Source organism: Stenotrophomonas acidaminiphila (genome assembly GCF_001431595.1).
Classification (GTDB): Bacteria; Pseudomonadota; Gammaproteobacteria; order Xanthomonadales; family Xanthomonadaceae; genus Stenotrophomonas; species Stenotrophomonas acidaminiphila.
This window is the reverse complement of record NZ_LDJO01000012.1, coordinates 71,951-90,775: the sequence shown is the minus strand read 5'-3', so window position 1 is coordinate 90,775 and position 18,825 is coordinate 71,951. Positions and strand designations below refer to the sequence as shown.

16 protein-coding genes are annotated in these 18,825 nt (G+C 69.0%); 12 read left to right on the top strand and 4 right to left on the bottom strand.

The features are described from left to right. Positions 1–9 precede the first annotated feature (9 nt). From ABB33_RS03090 to ABB33_RS03040, 11 genes are all read left to right on the top strand, one after another. A complete protein-coding gene (locus tag ABB33_RS03090; protein ID WP_056931117.1) occupies positions 10–1,323 on the top strand; it encodes an ABC transporter permease in 1,314 nt (437 codons plus the stop codon). 8 nt (positions 1,324–1,331) lie between these two features. Next, the gene (locus ABB33_RS03085) at positions 1,332–2,549 is read left to right on the top strand and encodes an ABC transporter permease (RefSeq protein ID WP_056931116.1); all 1,218 of its coding nucleotides are present in this window, start codon (positions 1,332–1,334) and stop codon (positions 2,547–2,549) included. 20 nt (positions 2,550–2,569) lie between these two features. Further along, on the top strand, positions 2,570–3,874 hold the full coding sequence (locus ABB33_RS03080; RefSeq protein WP_056931115.1) for an ABC transporter permease: 1,305 nt from the start codon (positions 2,570–2,572) through the stop codon (positions 3,872–3,874). A gap of 93 nt (positions 3,875–3,967) precedes the next feature. Next, on the top strand, positions 3,968–5,191 hold the full coding sequence (locus ABB33_RS03075) for an ABC transporter permease (RefSeq protein WP_056931094.1): 1,224 nt from the start codon (positions 3,968–3,970) through the stop codon (positions 5,189–5,191). A gap of 90 nt (positions 5,192–5,281) precedes the next feature. Continuing rightward, the gene (locus tag ABB33_RS03070; RefSeq protein ID WP_056931093.1) at positions 5,282–6,595 is read left to right on the top strand and encodes an ABC transporter permease; all 1,314 of its coding nucleotides are present in this window, start codon (positions 5,282–5,284) and stop codon (positions 6,593–6,595) included. A gap of 14 nt (positions 6,596–6,609) precedes the next feature. Then, positions 6,610–7,827: an ABC transporter permease gene (locus ABB33_RS03065; protein WP_056931092.1), complete on the top strand. Its 1,218-nt coding sequence runs from the start codon at positions 6,610–6,612 to the stop codon at positions 7,825–7,827. A 19-nt stretch (positions 7,828–7,846) separates the two neighbouring features. After that, a complete protein-coding gene (locus ABB33_RS03060; RefSeq protein ID WP_056931091.1) occupies positions 7,847–8,329 on the top strand; it encodes a nuclear transport factor 2 family protein in 483 nt (160 codons plus the stop codon). Beyond that, complete coding sequence (locus ABB33_RS03055) at positions 8,326–9,660, top strand: ABC transporter permease (protein ID WP_056931090.1); 1,335 nt, start codon at positions 8,326–8,328, stop codon at positions 9,658–9,660. The genes ABB33_RS03060 and ABB33_RS03055 overlap by 4 nt, the downstream gene beginning before the upstream one ends. Positions 9,661–9,671: 11 nt before the next feature. Then, positions 9,672–10,886 (top strand): ABC transporter permease, encoded by a 1,215-nt coding sequence (locus ABB33_RS03050; RefSeq protein WP_056931089.1) that lies wholly within the window; start codon positions 9,672–9,674, stop codon positions 10,884–10,886. A gap of 42 nt (positions 10,887–10,928) precedes the next feature. Next, positions 10,929–12,269 carry a sigma-54-dependent transcriptional regulator gene (locus ABB33_RS03045; protein WP_056931088.1) on the top strand — a complete coding sequence of 447 codons (1,341 nt, stop codon included), beginning with the start codon at positions 10,929–10,931 and terminating at the stop codon, positions 12,267–12,269. A 10-nt stretch (positions 12,270–12,279) separates the two neighbouring features. After that, positions 12,280–13,626 carry a sensor histidine kinase gene (locus ABB33_RS03040; RefSeq protein ID WP_082394262.1) on the top strand — a complete coding sequence of 449 codons (1,347 nt, stop codon included), beginning with the start codon at positions 12,280–12,282 and terminating at the stop codon, positions 13,624–13,626. 182 nt (positions 13,627–13,808) lie between these two features. On the opposite strand, the gene glmU is transcribed toward ABB33_RS03040, so the two are convergent. After that, positions 13,809–15,176 (bottom strand): bifunctional UDP-N-acetylglucosamine diphosphorylase/glucosamine-1-phosphate N-acetyltransferase GlmU, encoded by a 1,368-nt coding sequence (glmU, locus tag ABB33_RS03035; protein ID WP_054662002.1) that lies wholly within the window; start codon positions 15,174–15,176, stop codon positions 13,809–13,811. 300 nt (positions 15,177–15,476) lie between these two features. Between glmU and ABB33_RS03030 the strand changes: the two genes are divergently transcribed. After that, positions 15,477–15,860, top strand: a complete 384-nt coding sequence (locus tag ABB33_RS03030) for a GtrA family protein (RefSeq protein ID WP_054661999.1) — start codon at positions 15,477–15,479, stop codon at positions 15,858–15,860. Between the two features lie 135 nt (positions 15,861–15,995). On the opposite strand, the gene ABB33_RS03025 is transcribed toward ABB33_RS03030, so the two are convergent. The 3 genes from ABB33_RS03025 to atpG all read right to left on the bottom strand — a co-directional run bounded on the left by ABB33_RS03025 (position 15,996) and on the right by atpG (position 18,809). Next, positions 15,996–16,418, bottom strand: a complete 423-nt coding sequence (locus tag ABB33_RS03025; RefSeq protein ID WP_054661996.1) for a F0F1 ATP synthase subunit epsilon — start codon at positions 16,416–16,418, stop codon at positions 15,996–15,998. An 83-nt stretch (positions 16,419–16,501) separates the two neighbouring features. Continuing rightward, positions 16,502–17,908, bottom strand: a complete 1,407-nt coding sequence (atpD, locus tag ABB33_RS03020; protein WP_054661993.1) for a F0F1 ATP synthase subunit beta — start codon at positions 17,906–17,908, stop codon at positions 16,502–16,504. Between the two features lie 37 nt (positions 17,909–17,945). Then, on the bottom strand, positions 17,946–18,809 hold the full coding sequence (atpG, locus tag ABB33_RS03015; RefSeq protein ID WP_056931087.1) for a F0F1 ATP synthase subunit gamma: 864 nt from the start codon (positions 18,807–18,809) through the stop codon (positions 17,946–17,948). Between the last annotated feature and the right edge of the window lie 16 nt (positions 18,810–18,825).

The following is an 18,825-nucleotide window of genomic DNA, read 5'->3' as shown; positions in this document are numbered from 1 at the left end:
ATGCTGTCGCTGCTCCCCTACTACCTCGGACAGGGCCTGCGCAGCCTTCGCCGCACGCCGGTGCTCACCGGGCTGATGGTGCTGTCCATCGCCATGGGCATCGGCGCGGCGATGACGACCCTGACCGTGCGGCACCTGCTTTCCGGTGATCCGCTGCCCGGGCGCAGCCAGCACATCTACTACCCGCAGATCGATGCGACGCCCAGCGAGGAACCGCGTCCCAACCCGCTGGACATGCTCGACTACACCACGGCCGTGGACCTGTGGCGCGCCGCCAGGGCCGACCGCCAGGCACTGGTGGTGGACAGTCCGGTCAAGCTGCAGGCACCGGACAGCGGCGAGCCGGCGAGCATGCTTTCCACCACCGCCGATTTCTTCCCGATGTTCCAGGTGCCGATGGCCTGGGGCAGCGGCTGGTCGGCCGAGGACGACGAACGCCGCGCGCGCGTGGCGGTGATCTCCTGGGACCTCAACCAGCACCTGTTCGGCGGCACCGACAGCACCGGGAAGATGCTGCGCATCCGCGGCAGCGACGTGCGCATCGTCGGCGTGCTCGCACCATGGCGGCCGTCGCCGCAGTTCTACACGGTGGCCGGCGGCCGCTTCGCCCAGGGCGACACCGCGTCGTACTACGCCAAGCCCGAGGACGTGATGGTGCCGTTCTTCACCGGCCTGCAGCTCAACGCCGGCAACTTCCGCCAGTTCACCTGCTGGGCGCTGCCCGAGCGCCCGGGCCACCTGGAGAACTCGCCCTGCGTGTGGCTGCAGCTGTGGGTGCAGCTGGACGACAGCACCAAGGTCGCCGGCTACCGCCAGTTCATGGACGGCTACGTGCGCCAGCAGCACGAGCTGGGCCGCATCCGCCAGACCGACAACGTGCGCCTGCCGAGCCTGATGCAGTGGCTGGACTACAACGGCGCGGTGCCGCGCGATGCGCGCCTGCAGTCGTGGCTGGCGCTGGCCTTCCTCGGCATCTGCCTGTTCAACACCGTCGGCCTGCTGCTGGCCAAGTTCCTGCGCCGCAGTGGCGAGATCGGCGTGCTGCGCGCGCTGGGCGCCACCCGCAGCATGGTGTTCATGCAGTGCCTGGTCGAAGCGGCGCTGATCGGCCTGGCCGGTGGCCTGGCCGGGCTGGGCCTGACCCTGCTGGGGCTGTGGAACGTGCGCCAGCAACCGCTGGAGTACGCCGACATGGTGCACCTGGACCTGCCGATGCTGGCCCTCACCTTCGCCCTGGCCGTGGCCGCCACGCTGCTTGCCGGCGTGCTGCCGGCGCTGCGCGCCAGCCGGATCGATCCCGCCCTGCAGGTCAAGTCGCTGTGAGCATGAGCATGGACATCAAACCCATCCTGGCGACCCTGACCCGGCACCGCGTCTCGGCGCTGCTGATCACGCTTGAGATCGCCCTGGCCTGCGCGGTGCTGTGCAACGCCCTGTTCATGGCGGTGTCGCGCATCGACCTGATCGGCCTGGACAGCGGCGTGGACGAAGCGTCGCTGGCCACGCTGTCGCTGAACGACTGCGAAGGCTGCAACCCCGCCGATATCAACGGCCGCTGGCTCGACCTGCTGCGCCGCCAACCGGGCGTGCAGGCCGCCGGCGTGGTCAACAGCCTGCCGTTCGCGCAGCGCGCCGGCGCCGCCGGCGTCACCCTGGACCCGGAAGGCAAGCGCTTCGGCGGCGTGCCGCACTTCTACACCTTCGACCCCGGCGCGATCCAGGCGCTGGGGCTGGTGCCGGTGCAGGGCCGTGCCTTCACCGCCGCCGACTACCAGCCGGTCGAGAACTTCCTGCCGGCCAACGCGCAGGTGTGGATCACCCGCGATTTCGCCGAGCACCTGTGGCCCGGCGAGAACCCGCTCGGCCGTGAGTTCTGGATGAGCACCTTCCATCTGACCGTGGCCGGCATCGTCGACCACTTCGCGGTGCCCAATCCCGGCCGCAGCGAAGGCGGCGTCGCGGCGGCGCAGTGGTCGGTGATCGTGCCGGTGGCCACCGATGCGCAGAGCGGCACCTACGTGGTGCGTGCCGATCCGCGCGACCTGCCCGGAATCGTGCAGACCGCGGTGGCCGCCGCGCCGACCCTGGTGCCCGAAGCCATCCTCAACCGCGAGTACAGCACCACCCTGGCCGAACTGCGCCACCGCTATTTCACCCAGGACCGCGCCATGACCCGGCTGCTGCTGGGCGTGTGCCTGGCGATGCTGCTGGTCACCGCGCTGGGCATCGTCGGCCTGGCCAGCTTCTGGGTGCAGCAGCGCACCCGGCAGATCGGCATCCGCCGCGCGCTCGGCGCCACCCGGCGCCAGGTGGTGGCCTATTTCCAGACCGAAAACCTGCTGCTGAGCGCCGCAGGCATCGTGCTGGGCATGCTGCTGGCCTATGCCGGCAACCAGGTGCTGATGCACTACTTCGAGACCGCGCGGCTGCCGCTGCTGTACCTGCCGCTCGGCGCCATCGCCCTGTTCGCGCTCGGCCAGGCAGCCGTCATCGGCCCGGCACTGCGCGCCGCCACCGTTCCGCCCATCGTCGCCACCCGCGGTCAGTGACCGCCCGCAAGGACCCGTCCATGTTCGCCTACTACTTCAAACTGGCGCTGCGCAGCTTCCGTCGCAACAAGGTGCTCACCGCGTTGATGGTACTGGCCATCGCGCTCGGCATCGGCGCGGCGATGACCACCCTGACCGTGTTCAAGGTGCTGTCCGGCGACCCCATCCCGCACAAGAGCGAGCGCCTGTTCTATGTGCAGCTCGATCCCTACACCAAGGAAGGCTACAAGCCGGGCGAAGAGCCGGAGCAGCAGCTGACCCGCTTCGATGCCGAGGAACTGCTGCGGCAGAAGAAGGCCCCGCGGCAGGCGATGATGACCGGCGGCGACGGCATCGTCGATCCGCGCGTGGATGCGCTCAAGCCGTTCAGCGTGAGCGCGCGTTACACCTCCGCCGATTTCTTCCCGATGTTCGACACGCCGTTCCTGTACGGGCAGGGCTGGAGCGGCGCCGAGGACAGCGGCCACGCCCGGGTGGCGGTGATCAGCCGCAACCTCAACGAGAAGCTGTTCAAGGGCGGGAACAGCGTCGGCCGCGAGGTGCTGTTCGAAGGCCATCCGCTGCGCATCGTCGGCGTGCTCGACACCTGGTCGCCGCAGCCGCTGTTCTACGACGTGTTCGTCGGCAAGTACGACCGCAAGGAAGAAGTGCTGCTGCCGTTCTCCACCTCGCGCGACCTGAAGCTGGACCGCAGCGGCAACATGAACTGCTTTGGCCGCGAGATCGTCAACGACGCCACCGCGCTGAACGTGCCCTGCGCCTGGATCCAGTACTGGGTGGAACTGGACTCGGCCGGCGATGCCGGCACGTTCAAGACCTACCTGGACAACTACTCCGACCAGCAGCGCGCCGCCGGCCGCTTCGAGCGCCCGGCCAATACCCGCCTGCGCAATGTGATGCAGTGGATGGACTACCGCGGCGTGGTGCCCGGCGACGTGCGCCTGCAGATGTGGCTGGCGTTCGGCTTCCTGCTGGTGTGCCTGGTCAACACCGTGGGCCTGCTGCTGGCCAAGTTCCTGCGCCGCAGCGGCGAGATCGGCGTGCGCCGGGCGCTCGGCGCCAGCCGCGGCGAAATCTTCAAGCAGTGCCTGGTCGAAGCCGGCACCGTCGGCCTGGCCGGCGGCCTGCTCGGCCTGCTGTTCGCGCTCGCCGGACTGTGGGCGGTGCGGCAGCGCCCGGCCGAGTACGCGTCGCTGGCGCACCTGGACGGCTCGATGCTGCTGCTGACCTTCGCCATGGCCATCTTCGCCAGCCTGCTGGCCGGCCTCCTGCCGGCATGGCGAGCGATGCAGGTGACCCCGGCGCTGCAGCTCAAGAGCCAGTAAGGCTGGAACGACTGGAGGGGTGGCGAGCAGGTCCGACCGGCTCTCCGCCCGCTTCCCACCCCTCGTTTTTTTCTTCCGCTTCCGGAGAACCCCATGGAAATCCGCCCCATCCTCTCCACGCTGGCGCGCCACAAGATGGCGGCTGCGCTGATCGTGCTGGAGATCGCGCTGAGCTGCGCCATCATCTGCAACGCACTGTTCATCGTCACCCAGCGCCTGGAGACGCTGAACCTGGCCAGCGGCATGGACGATGACCGCCTGGTCGAGATCGCCCTGAGCGGCATCGGCCAGCAGACCGACGCCGATGCCCGTACCGCCGAGGACCTGGCGTCGCTGCGCGCCATCGCCGGCGTCGAACGCGTGGCCATCACCAACCAGCTGCCGTTCCAGAACGGCAGCTGGAACACCTCGCTCTCGCTCAGTGCCGAGCAGGAAGTCCCCACTCTCAGTGCCACCCAGTACATGTTCAGCGAAGGCGCGCTGGCGTCCATGGGGCTGAAGCTGGTCGCCGGCCGCGACTTCAACGCCGACGAATACAAGAGCAACGATGAGCTGAGCAAGATCGAGGATGTCAGCAACCTGTCCTCGGCCATCATCCTGAGCAAGGCTGCCGCCGACAAGATGTTCCCGGAAGGCGACGCGATCGGGAAAACCGTGTACATGGCCAACATCCCGCTGACCATCGTCGGCGTGGTCGGCACCCTGCTGCGGCCGAACATGATGGGCGGCAACCGCACGTTCTCGGTGATCTTCCCGATCCGCATGAACTTCTCCAACGGCGGCCGCTACCTGATCCGGGTCAGCGACCCGGCACGCCGCGCCGAAGTGCTCGAACAGGCACTGGCCGCGCTGGACAAGAACGATCCCAACCGCCTGGTCTGGCGCAAGCAGACCTACGAAGAGGGCCGCGCCAGCTACTTCGCCAACGACCGCGACATGATCGGCCTGCTGCTGATCGTCAGCGCCCTGCTGCTGCTGGTGACCGCACTGGGCATCGTCGGCCTGGCCAGCTTCTGGGTACAGCAGCGCACCAAGCAGATCGGCATCCGCCGCGCGCTCGGCGCGACCAAGGGCCAGATCCTGCGCTACTTCCAGACCGAGAACTTCCTGCTGGCCACGATCGGCATCATCGTCGGCATGCTGCTGGCCTACCTGCTGAACCAGTGGCTGATGGGGCGCTACGAACTGCCGCGCCTGCCGCTGCTGTACCTGCCGGTCGGCGCCGCCGCGCTGTGGCTGCTAGGCCAGCTGGCGGTGTTCGGCCCGGCACGCCGCGCCGCGGCGATCCCGCCGGCCGTCGCCACCCGCAGCACCTGATCACGGACGTCCCTGCCCGCATGGGCAGGGGACGGACGCCCCGCCCCGGCACATCCAGCCCCCTGGCAATACCGCGATACAGGAGCCTACATGCTCGGTTACTACCTGCAGCTCGCGCTGCGGAGCTTTGGCCGCAACAAGGTGCTGACCACCCTGATGGTGGTGACGATCGGCATCGGCATCGGCGCGGCGATGACCACGCTCACGCTGTACAAGGTGCTGTCCGGCGACCCGATACCGGAAAAGAGCACGCGCCTGTTCTACCCGCGGCTGGAGCCGCGCACGCTCGGCCGCGACGTCAGCCTGGACCCGGAGCCGATGGACCAGCTGACCCGCTTCGACGCCGAGGAACTGCTGCGGCAGAAGCGCGGCGTGCGCCAGGCCATGATGAGCGCCGGCTCGGTGACCATCCTGCCCGAAGGCACCGCGGCGCAGCCCTTCCGCGCCTCATCGCGCTACACCTCGGCCGATTTCTTCACCATGTTCAACGCGCCGCTGCACGCCGGCCGCGGGTGGAGCGCGGACGATGACGGTGCCCGCGCGCGGGTCGCGGTGATCGGCTCCAAACTGGCCGGGAAGCTGTTCGGCGACGCCGATCCGGTCGGACGCGAGATCCACCTGTCGCAGGGCGTGCTGCGCGTCATCGGGGTGATGGACGAGTGGACGCTCAACCCGCGCTTCTACGACCTGAGCAACCGCCGCTTCGGTGGCGGCGAGCAGCTGTTCCTGCCGTTCTCCACCTCGCGCGACATGCGCCTGCCGACCCAGGGCAGCATGAACTGCTGGGGCAACAGCAACACGGACGCGGAGGGTGCGCGCGGACTCAACGCACCGTGTGCCTGGATACAGTACTGGGTGGAACTGGAATCGCCCGGGCAGGCCGCCGACTACCGCAAGTACCTGGCCGACTATTCGGACCAGCAGCGCGCCGCCGGCCGTTTCGAGCGCCCGGCCAACGTGCGCCTGGACGACGTCATGGGCTGGCTCGACTACAACCGCGTGGTACCCAACGACGTACGCATGCAGATGTGGCTGGCGTTCGGCTTCCTGCTGGTGTGCCTGCTCAACACCGTCGGCCTGCTGCTGGCCAAGTTCCTGCGCCGCAGCGGCGAGATCGGCGTGCGCCGGGCACTCGGCGCCGCGCGTGGCGACATCTTCCGCCAATGCCTGGCCGAGGCCGGCGCCATCGGCCTGGCCGGCGGACTGCTCGGCCTGGGCTTCGCCGCGCTGGGTCTGTGGCTGATCCGCCAGCAGCCGGACGATTACGCGCGGCTGGCGCAGATGGACACCGCCACGTTGCTGCTGACCGTCGCCCTGGCGCTGGGCGCCAGCCTGCTTGCCGGCCTGTTGCCGGCGTGGCGCGCGATGCAGGTGCCGCCGGCGCTGCAGCTCAAGAGCCAATAGGGAGAGCAAGACCCATGGAAATCCGTCCCATCCTCTCGATCCTGATGCGGCACAAGACCGCCGCGGCGCTGATCGTGCTGGAGATCGCACTGAGCTGCGCGATCATCTGCAACGCGATCTTCGTGATCGGCCACCGCACCGGGGAGATGCGCCGCGACAGCGGCATCGTCGAGGACGAGCTGGTCTACCTCAGCGTCAGCAGCCTGCAACCGGACCGCAACCGCGATGCGATGCGGCGCGAGGACACCGCCACCCTGTCCGCCGTGCCCGGGGTCCGCTCGGTCACCAGCGTCAACCAGCTGCCCTACGGCGACAATGTCTGGGCATCGGGCATCAACCTGCGCCCGGGCCAGGCCGACGCCATCCTCACCGCCTCCAACTACATGGACGATGGCGGCCTGCTGCCCACCCTGGGCCTGCGCGTGGTCGAGGGCCGCGGCTTCAACCCGGACGAGTACCAGGGCCAGGACGCCCTGGACGTACCGGGCCAGACGCCGCAGGTGCCCGCCGTGCTGCTGAGCCGCGCGCTGGCGGCGCGGCTGTTCCCGGGGCGGAGCGCGGTCGGCCAGGACATCTACGTATGGGGCGATGCGCCCAGCCGCGTGGTCGGCGTGGTCGACCGGCTGATCGCGCCCGGGCGCGGGCGCATGTTCGAGGACAGCTTCCACACCATGATCTTCCCGTTGTGGGTGTCCAACGGCGGTTATGTGCTGCGCACCGATCCGGCGCGCCGCGACGAGGTGCTGAAGGCCGCGGTGGCCGCGCTCAACCGCGCCGATCCGAACCGGATCATCGACACCCGGACAACGGTCAGCGAGATGCGCCGTGATTTCTACAGCCGCGACCGCGCGGTGATCTGGCTGCTGGTGAGCGTGTGCGTCGCGCTGCTGGCGGTCACCGCCTTCGGCATCGTCGGCCTGGCAAGCTTCTGGGTACAGCAGCGCACCCGCCAGATCGGCATCCGCCGCGCGCTGGGCGCCACCCGCACCCAGATCCTGCGCTACTTCCAGGCCGAGAACTTCGTGCTCACCAGCACCGGCATCCTGCTGGGCGTGCTGCTGGCCTACACCTTGAACCTCACCCTGATGCGCCAGTACGAGCTGCCGCGCCTGCCGCTGGCCTACATCCCGGCCAGCGCGCTGGTGCTGTGGCTGCTGGGCCAGGTCGCCGTGTTCGGCCCGGCGCGCCGCGCCGCGGCAATCCCGCCCGCCGTCGCCACCCGCAGCGCCTGACCGGCGCAGGAGAACCACCATGAAACCCCTGCTGTACCTGTTGCCCCTGCTGCTGGCGGCGCCCGCCGCCCCGGCGCTGGCGGACGACGACCTGGCCACCACCATCGCCGCGCTGGACCACGCCGTGTTCGACAGCTTCAACCGTTGCCAGGATCCGGCGCAGCTGGAGCGGCACGCCGGTTACTTCGACCCGGCGGTCGAGTTCTACCACGACACCGGCGGCGTCACCTGGACCCGCGAGGCCATGCTCGACAACACCCGCAGGCACGCCTGCGGCCGCTACACCCGCGAACTGATCGACGGCAGCCTGCAGGTGTTCCCGATCAAGGACTTCGGCGCCATCGCCCAGGGCAGCCACCGCTTCTGCGACACCGCCAGCGGCACGTGCGAGGGGCTGGCCGACTTCGTCATGCTCTGGCACCTGCACGATGGCCGATGGTCGATCACCCGCGTGCTGAGCTATGGCCACCGCGCGGCCCACCCACCTGCCGCGCAACCATGAACTACACGCTGGAGACCGGCATGCGCGGCTGCCTGCGGCATCCGCGGACGATGCTGCTGGCGATCCTGACCCTGGCGCTGGGACTGGCGTCGGTGATGACCATGCTGACCCTGTTGTCGGTGCTGTCGGCCGATCCGCTGCCCGGCATCAGTCACAAGCTGCACATCGCCTGGGCCGATTCGCGACCGGCGCCCCGCAGCGGCGAGGACGACAGCACCGACGGCACTGGCGCAAGCGTGCCGCCGTTATGGAAACTGGACGACGTGCAGGCCATGCGCAGCCAGCGGGCAGATATCCGCCAGGCGGGGCTGCTGACCGCTCCGCTGTCGGTGGCCAATGCCGACGGCAGCAACACCCGCACGGCATCGGCAGTACTGGCAGTGGGACCGATGCTGCAGATGTTCGGGGTGCCCCTGCGTCACGGCCGTACCTGGACCCCGGCCGAGGAACAGGCGCGCGCGCCGGTGGTGGTGATCAGCCGCGCGTTGAGCCTGCGGCTGCTCGGCCGCGAGGACGGCACCGGCGCCGCCATTCGACTTGGCCGCCATACGTTCCGGGTGATCGGAATCAGCGAGCGCTGGGCGCCACGCCCGCGGCCGCACTTCCTGCCCGGCAACGATCCCGGCTGGAAGGGGGACGGCGACGAGATCTTCGTGCCCGCGATGGCCGCGGTTGAAGCGGGGGCGGAGATAACCAGCACCCGGCAATGCGATGGCGGTGGCTTCGACGGCTTCCGCTTCGACGAGATCAACGTCGGCAACTGCCGTTGGCTGGTGCTGTGGGCCGAGCTGCAGGACGACGCACAACGCGAGGCATACGCCCACAGCCTGCAGGCATTCGCGGCGCAGCGTCGTGCCAGCGGTGCCTTTGAACGCGCTGCGTACACGAATCTGCGGCCAATGGCCGAATGGCTGCGCTTCAATCGTGTGGTACCCGATAGCGTGCGCCTGAACCTGTGGCTTGCTGCCGGCCTGCTGATGCTGTGCCTGGTCAACGTCGCCGGGCTGCTGGCTGCGCGCTTCCTGCGGCGTGCCGGCGAGCACGGCGTGCGCCGCGTACTCGGTGCGCCACGCCGCTCGATCATCGCCGCCTGCCTGGTGGAAGCCGGCCTGGCCGGGCTGCTGGGTGGCGTATGCGCCCTGCCGCTGACACTGGCGGGCCTGTGGCTGATGCGCCAACAAGGAGAGGCGTACGCGCCACTGGCGCGCTTCAGTCCCGCACTGTTCATCGTCCTGCTGGCCCTGGCACTGCTCACCGGCCTGTTGGTGGGATTGCTGCCTGCGGTGCGCGCGGCCCGGCAGGAGCCGGCGCTGCAGGTCAAGACGCTCTAAGGAGGACCGGCATGTTCCCTCTGTTGTCCGCGCTGCGTCGCAACCCGCTGATGCCACGCCTGATCGTGCTGCAGGTCATGGTGGCCTGCGCGATTCTCTGCAACACGCTGTTCCTGCTCGGCCAGCAAGCGGCCCCGCTACTGGTCGACGATGGACTGGCCGGAGACGAACTGGTGATCGTCGACCAGGTGGTCAGCCGCGGCGCCCCCTGGACACCTGCGCAGGTCCGCGCCGGCCGCGATGCACTGGCATCCATTCCCGGCGTACACGCCGCCAGCGCCGCGTCGGGCATACCAATGCGCCAGACCCTGACCCTGACGTTCGACCTCAAGTCTGCCGGCGGCCCGACACTGACGACCACCGGCTACATCGGTGAGCGCCTGCTGGATACCTTCGGCCTGCGCCTGACCCGGGGCCGCGACTTCCTGGACACCGAGTACCGCGACATCAACATGTCCAACGACATGCGCACCCCGATCATCATCACCGAAGCGCTCGCACGGGAACTTCTGGGGGACGGCGACCCCGTCGGTGCGACGCTGAGCTCGGGCGACGGCAGCGGCAGCTACACCGTGGTCGGCGTCGTCGCCCACCTCATGCGCTACCAGTTGTCGGAGCTTGACGACGGCAAAGCCGAATACTCGGTGATCATTCCCGGCATCCTTGCCGGCATGCCCATCGCCAGCTATGTGCTGCGTACCGCTCCGGAGAACCGCGAAGCGGTGCGTGCACAGGTGGCGCAGGTGCTTGAACAGAGCTTTGCCGGGCAACTGGTGCCGGGCATCGAGCCGGTCGTGGCCGACTACGAACGCCTGCGGGACGACGGGCTGCGTACCCGCCGCGCCGCGGTCTGGCTGCTGTCCACGGTCAATGCGGTGGTCGCCACGATCACGCTGATCGGCATCGCCAGCCTGAGTGGCTACTGGATCCAGCAACGGACGCGCCAGATAGGCATACGCCGCGCGCTGGGAGCCACCCGCGGGCAGATCCTGCGTCATTTCCTGGCTGAGAACCTGGTACTGGTCGGTGTGGGGTTGGCGCTGGGGCTACTCCTGGCACTGGGCATCAACCACTGGCTGATGCAGCATTACGAGTTGGCACGGCTGCCGTTACCCTACCTGCCGGCGGCGGCGGTGTTGCTGCTGGCGCTGGGGCAGCTGGCGGTCGCCGGTCCGGCGCACCGCGCCGCGGGGCTGCCACCTGCAAGCGCGGCCCGCAGTGTGTAAGGCCGGCGCTTCCCCAACCCTTTCTTTCCTGCAAGGCCCCGAATGCCGCAGATACTGATCATCGACGACAACGCCGCCGTGGCCACCGCGCTGGACGTGCTGTTCTCGCTGCACGACATCGAGACGCGCCACGCGTGCTCGCCCGAGCAGGGGTTGGCGATGCTCGCCGAACAGGAGTTCGACCTGGTCATCCAGGACATGAACTTCACCGCCGACACCACCTCCGGCGAGGAGGGGCAGGTGCTGTTCCGGCAGATCCGCGACAGCTGGCCGGACCTGCCGGTGATCCTGCTTACCGCCTGGACCCACCTGGACAGCGCGGTGGAACTGGTCAAGGCCGGTGCCGCCGACTACCTGGCCAAGCCCTGGGACGACGGGCGCCTGCTGACCACGGTCAACAACCTGCTGGAACTGGCCGAGACCCGCCGCGAACTGAGCCGCCGCCGCCAGCGCGAGCTGAAGCAGCGCCAGAGCCTGCACGAACGCTACGACCTGGCCGGGGTGGTGTTCGCCGACCCGGCCAGCGAGCGCGTGATCAGCCTGGCCTGCCAGGTCGCGCGCTCGGACCTGCCGGTGCTGATCACCGGCCCCAACGGCGCCGGCAAGGAGAAGATCGCCGAGATCATCCAGGCCAACTCCGGCAAGCGCGGCGGCGCGTTCGTCGCGCTCAACTGCGGCGCGATCCCGGCCGAGCTGATCGAGGCCGAGCTGTTCGGCGCCGAGGCCGGCGCCTACACCGGCGCCAACAAGGCGCGCGAGGGCAAGTTCGAGGCCGCCGACGGCGGCACCCTGTTCCTGGACGAGATCGGCAACCTGTCGCTGGCCGGGCAGATGAAGCTGCTGCGCGTGCTCGAGACCGGCCGCTTCGAGCGCCTGGGTTCCAACCGCGAGCGCCAGGTGAAGGTGCGCGTGGTCAGCGCCACCAACGCCGACCTGCCGGCGATGATCCGCGACGGCAGCTTCCGCGAGGACCTCTATTACCGCCTCAATACGGTGGAACTGGCGTTGCCGGCACTGGCCGAGCGCCGCGAGGACATCCTGCCGCTGGCCCGCCACTTCCTCGGCGACGAGGGCAAGCCGCTGTCGCCGCAGGCCGCGCAGGCGCTGCAGCGGCACACCTGGCCCGGCAACGTGCGCGAGCTGCGCAACGTGATCCAGCGCGCCTGCCTGCTCGCGCAGGGGCCGCGGATCGAAGTGGCCGACCTCAACCTGCCGCGCGCGCCGCAGCGGCCCATCGCGCAGGCCGACGAGCCGGACCGCGCGCGCATCATCGGCGCCCTGGAACGTGCCGGCGGGGTCATCGCCCAGGCCGCGGCGGACCTGGGCCTGAGCCGCCAGGCGCTGTACCGGCGCATGGACCGCCATGGCATTCCGCGCGAATGACACGCCCATGCTGAAAACCCGCTCCTTCACCTTCCGCCTGTTCCTGCGCCTGTTGCCGGTGCTGGCGCTGGCCGCGGCGCTGCCGTGGCTGCTGGCCTACTGGATGGACCGCGGCTGGGTGGTCACCGTGGTTTCCACGGTGCTGCTGCTGTCGCTGATGTGGTGGACGCTGCGCCGCGCCACCGCGCCGATCCGTTCGCTGCTGCGCTCGCTGGCAGGCATCACCAGCAGCTACCGGGACGGCGAGTACAACTTCGGCGTGCACTGGCGCGGCGACGACGAGCTGGCGCAGCTGGTGAAGGCGCATGCCGAACTCGGCGACGTACTGCGCGAACAGCGCCAGTCGCTGGTGCAGCGCGAACTGCTGCTCGACACCATGGTGCAGAACACGCCGGTGGCGATGCTGCTGCTGGCCGACGGCGGCGATGGCGTCCAGCGCGTGGCGTTCTCCAACATCTCCGCGCGCAAGCTGCTGCACGGCGGCTGGAAGCTGGAAGGCAAGCGCATGCACGAGCTGCTGGAGAACATGCCGGTGGAACTGCGCAATGCCATCGCCCGCGGCGGCGACAGCCTGTTCGCGGTGCGCGAGGCCGACGGCGACGAGGACGACGAGCAGATCTACCACCTGTCGCGCCGCAGCTTCCACCTCAACGGCCGTCCGCACGACCTGCTGCTGCTGCGCCTGCTCACCGCCGAGCTGCGGCGGCAGGAAGTACAGACCTGGAAGAAGGTCATCCGGGTCATCAGCCACGAGCTCAACAACTCGCTGGCGCCGATCGCCTCGCTCGCGCATTCCGGCGCCGAACTGGTGCGGCGCGGGCGCATCGACCGGCTGGAGGACATCTTCGGCACGGTCGAGGAGCGCGCACGCCACCTGGAGGGCTTCATCCGTGGCTACGCACGCTTCGCCAAGCTGCCGCAGCCGCAGCTGCAGACCATCGCGTGGGCGCCGTTCCTGCGCGGGCTGCAGCAGCAGATCCCGTTCCGCATGGTGCCGCCGCCCGATGACCTGTGCAGCCGCATCGATCCGGCGCAGTTCTCGCAGGCGCTGCTCAACCTGCTCAAGAACGCGCACGAGGCCAGCAGCGACAACGGCGTGACCGACGACACGGTCGAGGTCAGGATGGCGCGGTTGCCGCATTGGCTGCGCATCGAGGTGCTGGACCGCGGCACCGGCATGAACGAAGCGGTGCTGCAGAACGCGTTGATGCCGTTCTATTCGACCAAGCGCAACGGCACCGGCCTGGGCCTGGCGCTGACCCGCGAGATCATCGAGGCGCATGACGGCCGCATCTCGCTGCAGAACCGCAACGACGGCGGCCTGTGCGTGACCCTCCTGCTGCCCACCAGCGGCTGAGCCGCGCGCGGCGCCACGCCGGGGCGCGCGGTTCGGTGCCCGCCACCGCCGTCATCGGCGCCCTGCCCGCTTCCCGCTTCCCGCCTGCCGGTACGCCGGGCGACCGCGGCGGCACCGGGCCACGCAACGCTTGCCGGGGGACGGGCCGCGGTGCGCCGACCGCCCTGCCACGGTGGCGGCGATCAGACCTTCTTCTGCGGACGCTTCCAGCCTTCGATGGTCTGCTGGCGGCTGCGCGCCACCGTCAACCGGTCCGCCGGCGCGTCACGGGTGACCACCGAACCGGCGGCGATGGTGGCGCCGTCGCCCAGCGACACCGGTGCGACCAGCGCGCTGTTGGAACCGACGAACACGCGGTCGCCGATGCGGGTCTGGAACTTGTTCACGCCATCGTAGTTGCAGGTGATGGTGCCCGCGCCGATGTTGCTGCCGCTGCCGATCACCGCGTCGCCCAGGTAGGTCAGGTGATTGGCCTTGCTGCCCTTGCCCAGCGTCGCGTTCTTGGTCTCCACGAAGTTGCCCACGTGCACGCCGTCGGCCAGCACCGTGCCGGGGCGCAGCCGCGCGAACGGGCCGATCTGCGCGGCGCCCTCGCTGACCACGCCCTCCAGGTCGCAGTGCGGGCGCACCTGGGTGCCGGCGCCGAGGCGGACGTCCTTCAGCCGCACGAAGGCGCCGATGGTGACGCCATCGCCCAGCTCGACCTCACCCTCCAGCACCACGTTGGCATCGATCTGCACGTCGCGCCCGGCCTTGACCGTGCCGCGCTGGTCCAGGCGTGCCGGGTCCAGGAGGCGCACGCCCTGCTCGCACAGCGCACGCGCCGCGCGCAGCTGCCAGGCGCGTTCGAGCTGGGCCAGCTGCCAGGGATCGTTGGCGCCTTCGGCTTCCTGCGGGTCGGCCACGTGCACCAGCAGCGCCGGCGTGTACTCGGCCGCAGCCGCGGCGAACACATCGGTCAGGTAGTACTCGCCCTGCGCGTTGGCGTTGGACAGGCCGGACAGCCAGCGCCGCAGCGCGGTGGATTCGGCGGTGATGATGCCGGTGTTCACCGTGCGGATGCGCTTGTGTTCGTCGTCGGCATCCTTCTGCTCGACGATGGCCGCGACCTTGCCTTCGGCATCGCGCACGATGCGGCCGTAGCCACTGGGGTCGTCGAGTTCGGCCACCAGCACCGCGAGCCGGGGCGCGTCGTGCAGCAGCGCGCGCAGGGTATCGGCACGGATCAGCGGCACGTCGCCGTACAGCACCAGCACCTGCGCGGTGTCCGGCACGGCCGGCATCGCCTGCAGCACGGCATGGCCGGTGCCCAGCTGCTGCACCTGCTCGGCCCAGGCCAGGTCGTCCTGGCCGGCGAAGGCGGCACGCACGGCTTCGCCGCCGTGGCCATGCACCACGTGGATGCCGGCAGGCTGCAGCTGTCGCGCGGTCTCGATCACGTGCGCCAGCATCGGCCGCCCCGCGACCGGCTGCAGCACCTTGGGCAGGGCCGACTTCATGCGCTTGCCGGCGCCGGCGGCGAGGATGATGACGTGCAGCGGTTGGCTCATCGGCGGATTTCCGGTAATCGATGCAGGGATTCTAAGAATGCGCCGGCAGGCCGTCGAGCGCGATGGCGCGGCATGTCCCGGATGTGCGTGGCAGGCAGGCGGCGCGCCCGGCGCCGGACCTGCGCCGCCACTGCACGATCACGGCGGGAGACCCGCTGCATGGATGCCGTTGCAATCGCGATGGGCAGCCACGGTCGCCGTCGCTGCCGGCGTTTGGCACGTGCCCCACTACTCCGCCTCGGACATGCGGCCGTCGCCAGCGGGTAGCATGGGCGTCTTTCCGTGTCCGCGTTCACCCTGATGACCCTGTTGCGACAAGGCGGCCGCTATATCGCCGCCGGCCTGATGCAGCTGCTGCTGGACTGGCTGGTGTTCGTGGCGGCCACCGCCGCCGGCCTGCCGCCCGTGCCGGGCAACCTGCTCGGGCGCGGCAGCGGCGCATTGCTGGGGTTCTGGCTCAATGGCCGCTACACGTTCCCGCGCGACGACGGACGCCGCCACGGGTGGCGCCACTTCGCCCGGTTCCTCGCGCTGTGGCTGCTGATGACCGCCGCCAGCAGCGGGCTGCTGGCATGGACCACGGATACGCTGGGGCTGCAGATGGCGTGGCTGGCCAAGCCGCTGGTGGAAGGCGGGCTGGCGGTGCTGAACTTCTTCCTGCTGCGCCACGTGGTCTACCGCTGAGCCGGCCCACGCAGGCAAGGCGGGCGCTTCGACGGCATGCCGGTCGCGCGTGCCCGCGGCTGCCGGTGCAGGGGGCGCGCAAATGAAAAACGCCGGGCAAGCCCGGCGTTCCTCGTTACCTTGACCGCAGCGCGCTCAGTGCTTGAGGTTGCGGCGCAGGCGTTCCAGCGCCTGCAGCTGGGCGGTGACTTCGGCCAGGCGCTGCTGCGCCTCGGCCAGCTCCATGGCTTCGCCACGGTTGGCCAGCACGCGCTCGGCTTCTTCCTTGGCCTTGCGTACCGCGGCCTCGTCGATGTCGGTGGCGCGGATGGCGGTGTCGGCCAGCACGGTCACGACCTGCGGCTGCACTTCCAGGATGCCGCCGGAGATGGCGAAGTCCAGGTGCTCGCCGGCGGCGGTGGTGACCACGACCTTGCCCGGCTTCAGGCGGGTGATCAGCGGCGCATGCTTGGGCGCGATGCCCAGCTCGCCCAGTTCACCGGTGGCCACGACCAGGGTGGCTTCGCCGCTGAAGATCTGCTGCTCGGCACTGACGATGTCGCAACGGATGGTGCTCATGGAACTCTCTTCGCCTGGTTGGGTGGGCCTGCGCCCACCGCAGGATGCCGCAGAGGCGGAGCGGACTCCGCCTCACGCCGGAATTAGGCCTTTTCGGCCATCTTCTTGGCCTTCTCGACCGCTTCTTCGATGCCGCCGACCATGTAGAACGCCTGCTCCGGCAGGTGGTCGTACTCGCCGTCGACGATGCCCTTGAAGCCGCGGATGGTTTCCTTCAGCGGCACGTACTTGCCCGGCGAGCCGGTGAACACTTCGGCCACGTGGAACGGCTGGCTGAAGAAGCGCTCGATCTTGCGCGCGCGCGACACGGCCTGCTTGTCTTCCTCGGACAGTTCGTCCATGCCCAGGATGGCGATGATGTCCTTCAGCTCCTTGTACTTCTGCAGGGTCTGCTGGACGCGCTGGGCGGTGTCGTAGTGCTCGTTGCCGATGACCTGCGGGTCCATCTGGCGCGAGGTCGAGTCCAGCGGGTCGACCGCCGGGTAGATGCCCAGCGAGGCGATCGAACGCGACAGGGTCACGGTCGAGTCCAGGTGGGCGAAGGTGGTGGCCGGCGACGGGTCGGTCAGGTCGTCCGCGGGCACGTACACGGCCTGGATCGAGGTGATCGAACCGGTCTTGGTCGAGGTGATGCGCTCCTGCAGGACGCCCATTTCCTCGGCCAGGGTCGGCTGGTAGCCCACCGCCGACGGCATGCGGCCCAGCAGCGCCGACACTTCGGTACCGGCCAGCGTGTAGCGGTAGATGTTGTCGACGAACAGCAGCACGTCCTTGCCCTTGCCGTTGGCGTCCTTCTCGTCGCGGAAGTACTCGGCCATGGTCAGGCCGGTCAGGGCGACGCGCAGACGGTTGCCCGGCGGCTCGTTCATCTGGCCGTACACCATCGCCACCTTGTCCAGGACGTTGGAGTCCTTCATCTCGTGGTAGAAGTCGTTGCCCTCGCGGGTACGCTCGCCCACGCCGGCGAACACGGACAGACCCGAGTGCGCCTTGGCGATGTTGTTGATCAGTTCCATCATGTTGACGGTCTTGCCGACGCCGGCGCCGCCGAACAGGCCGACCTTGCCGCCCTTGGCGAACGGGCACATCAGGTCGATGACCTTGATGCCGGTTTCCAGCAACTCGGTCGAGGAGGACTGGTCTTCGTACGACGGCGCGGCGCGGTGGATTTCCCACGAATCGGACGCGGCGACCGGGCCGGCCTCGTCGATCGGGCGGCCCAGCACGTCCATGATGCGGCCCAGGGTGCCGGCACCGACCGGCACCGAGATGGCGCGGCCGGTGTTGTTGGCGATCAGGCCGCGCTTCAGGCCGTCGGTGGAACCCAGCGCGATGGCGCGGACGATGCCGTCGCCCAGCTGCTGCTGGACTTCCAAGGTGATGTCGGTGTTGTCGACCTTCAGCGCGTCGTACACCTTCGGCACGTCGCTGCGCGGGAATTCGACGTCGACGACGGCGCCGATGATCTGAACGATCTTGCCCTGACTCATTGCTGCATCCTCTAATTAAATGCTTTGACTGTGCGCGTCAGACTGCTGCCGCGCCGCCGACGATTTCGGAGATTTCCTGGGTGATCGCTGCCTGGCGGGCCTTGTTGTAGACCAGCTGCAGGGTTCCGATCAGCTTGTTCGCGTTGTCGCTTGCCGCCTTCATCGCCACCATGCGTGCCGCGTGCTCGGAAGCAACGTTCTCCAGCACGGCCTGGTACACCAGCGACTCGATGTAGCGCGTGATCACGTGCTCAAGCACGGTCGCGGCATCGGGTTCGTACAGGTAGTCCCAGTCGTGCGAGGCGACCTGCGTCTCGCTGGCCGGCAACGGCAGCAGCTGGTCGAAGGACGCCTTCTGCGTCATCGTGTTGATGAAGCGGTTGTAGACCAGGTACACGCGGTCGACCTTGCCTTCGGTGAAGGCGTCGAGCATCACCTTGATCACGCCGATCAGCGTCTCCAGCTTCGGCTGGTCGCCGATGTGGGTGACGCTGCCGACCATGTTCACGTTGACCCGGCGGAAGAACACGCTGGCCTTCTGGCCGACGGTCACCATGTCGATCTCGGCGCCCTTTTCCTGCCAGCCGCGCATTTCGGCCACGGCCTTGCGGAACAGGTTGTTGTTCAGGCCGCCGGCCAGGCCGCGATCGGAGGAGATCACGATGTAGCCCACGCGCTTGACGTCTTCGCGCTCGACCAGGAACGGATGCTGGAAGTCGGTGCTGGCCTGGGCCAGGTGGCCGATCACCTGCTTCATCGCCTGCGCGTACGGACGCGAGGTCTTCATCCGATCCTGCGCCTTGCGGATCTTGGAGGCGGAGACCATCTCGAGCGCGCGCGTCACCTTGCGGGTGTTCTGCACGCTCTTGATCTTGGTTTTGATTTCGCGTCCGCTTGCCATCTCTTATTCCCATGAA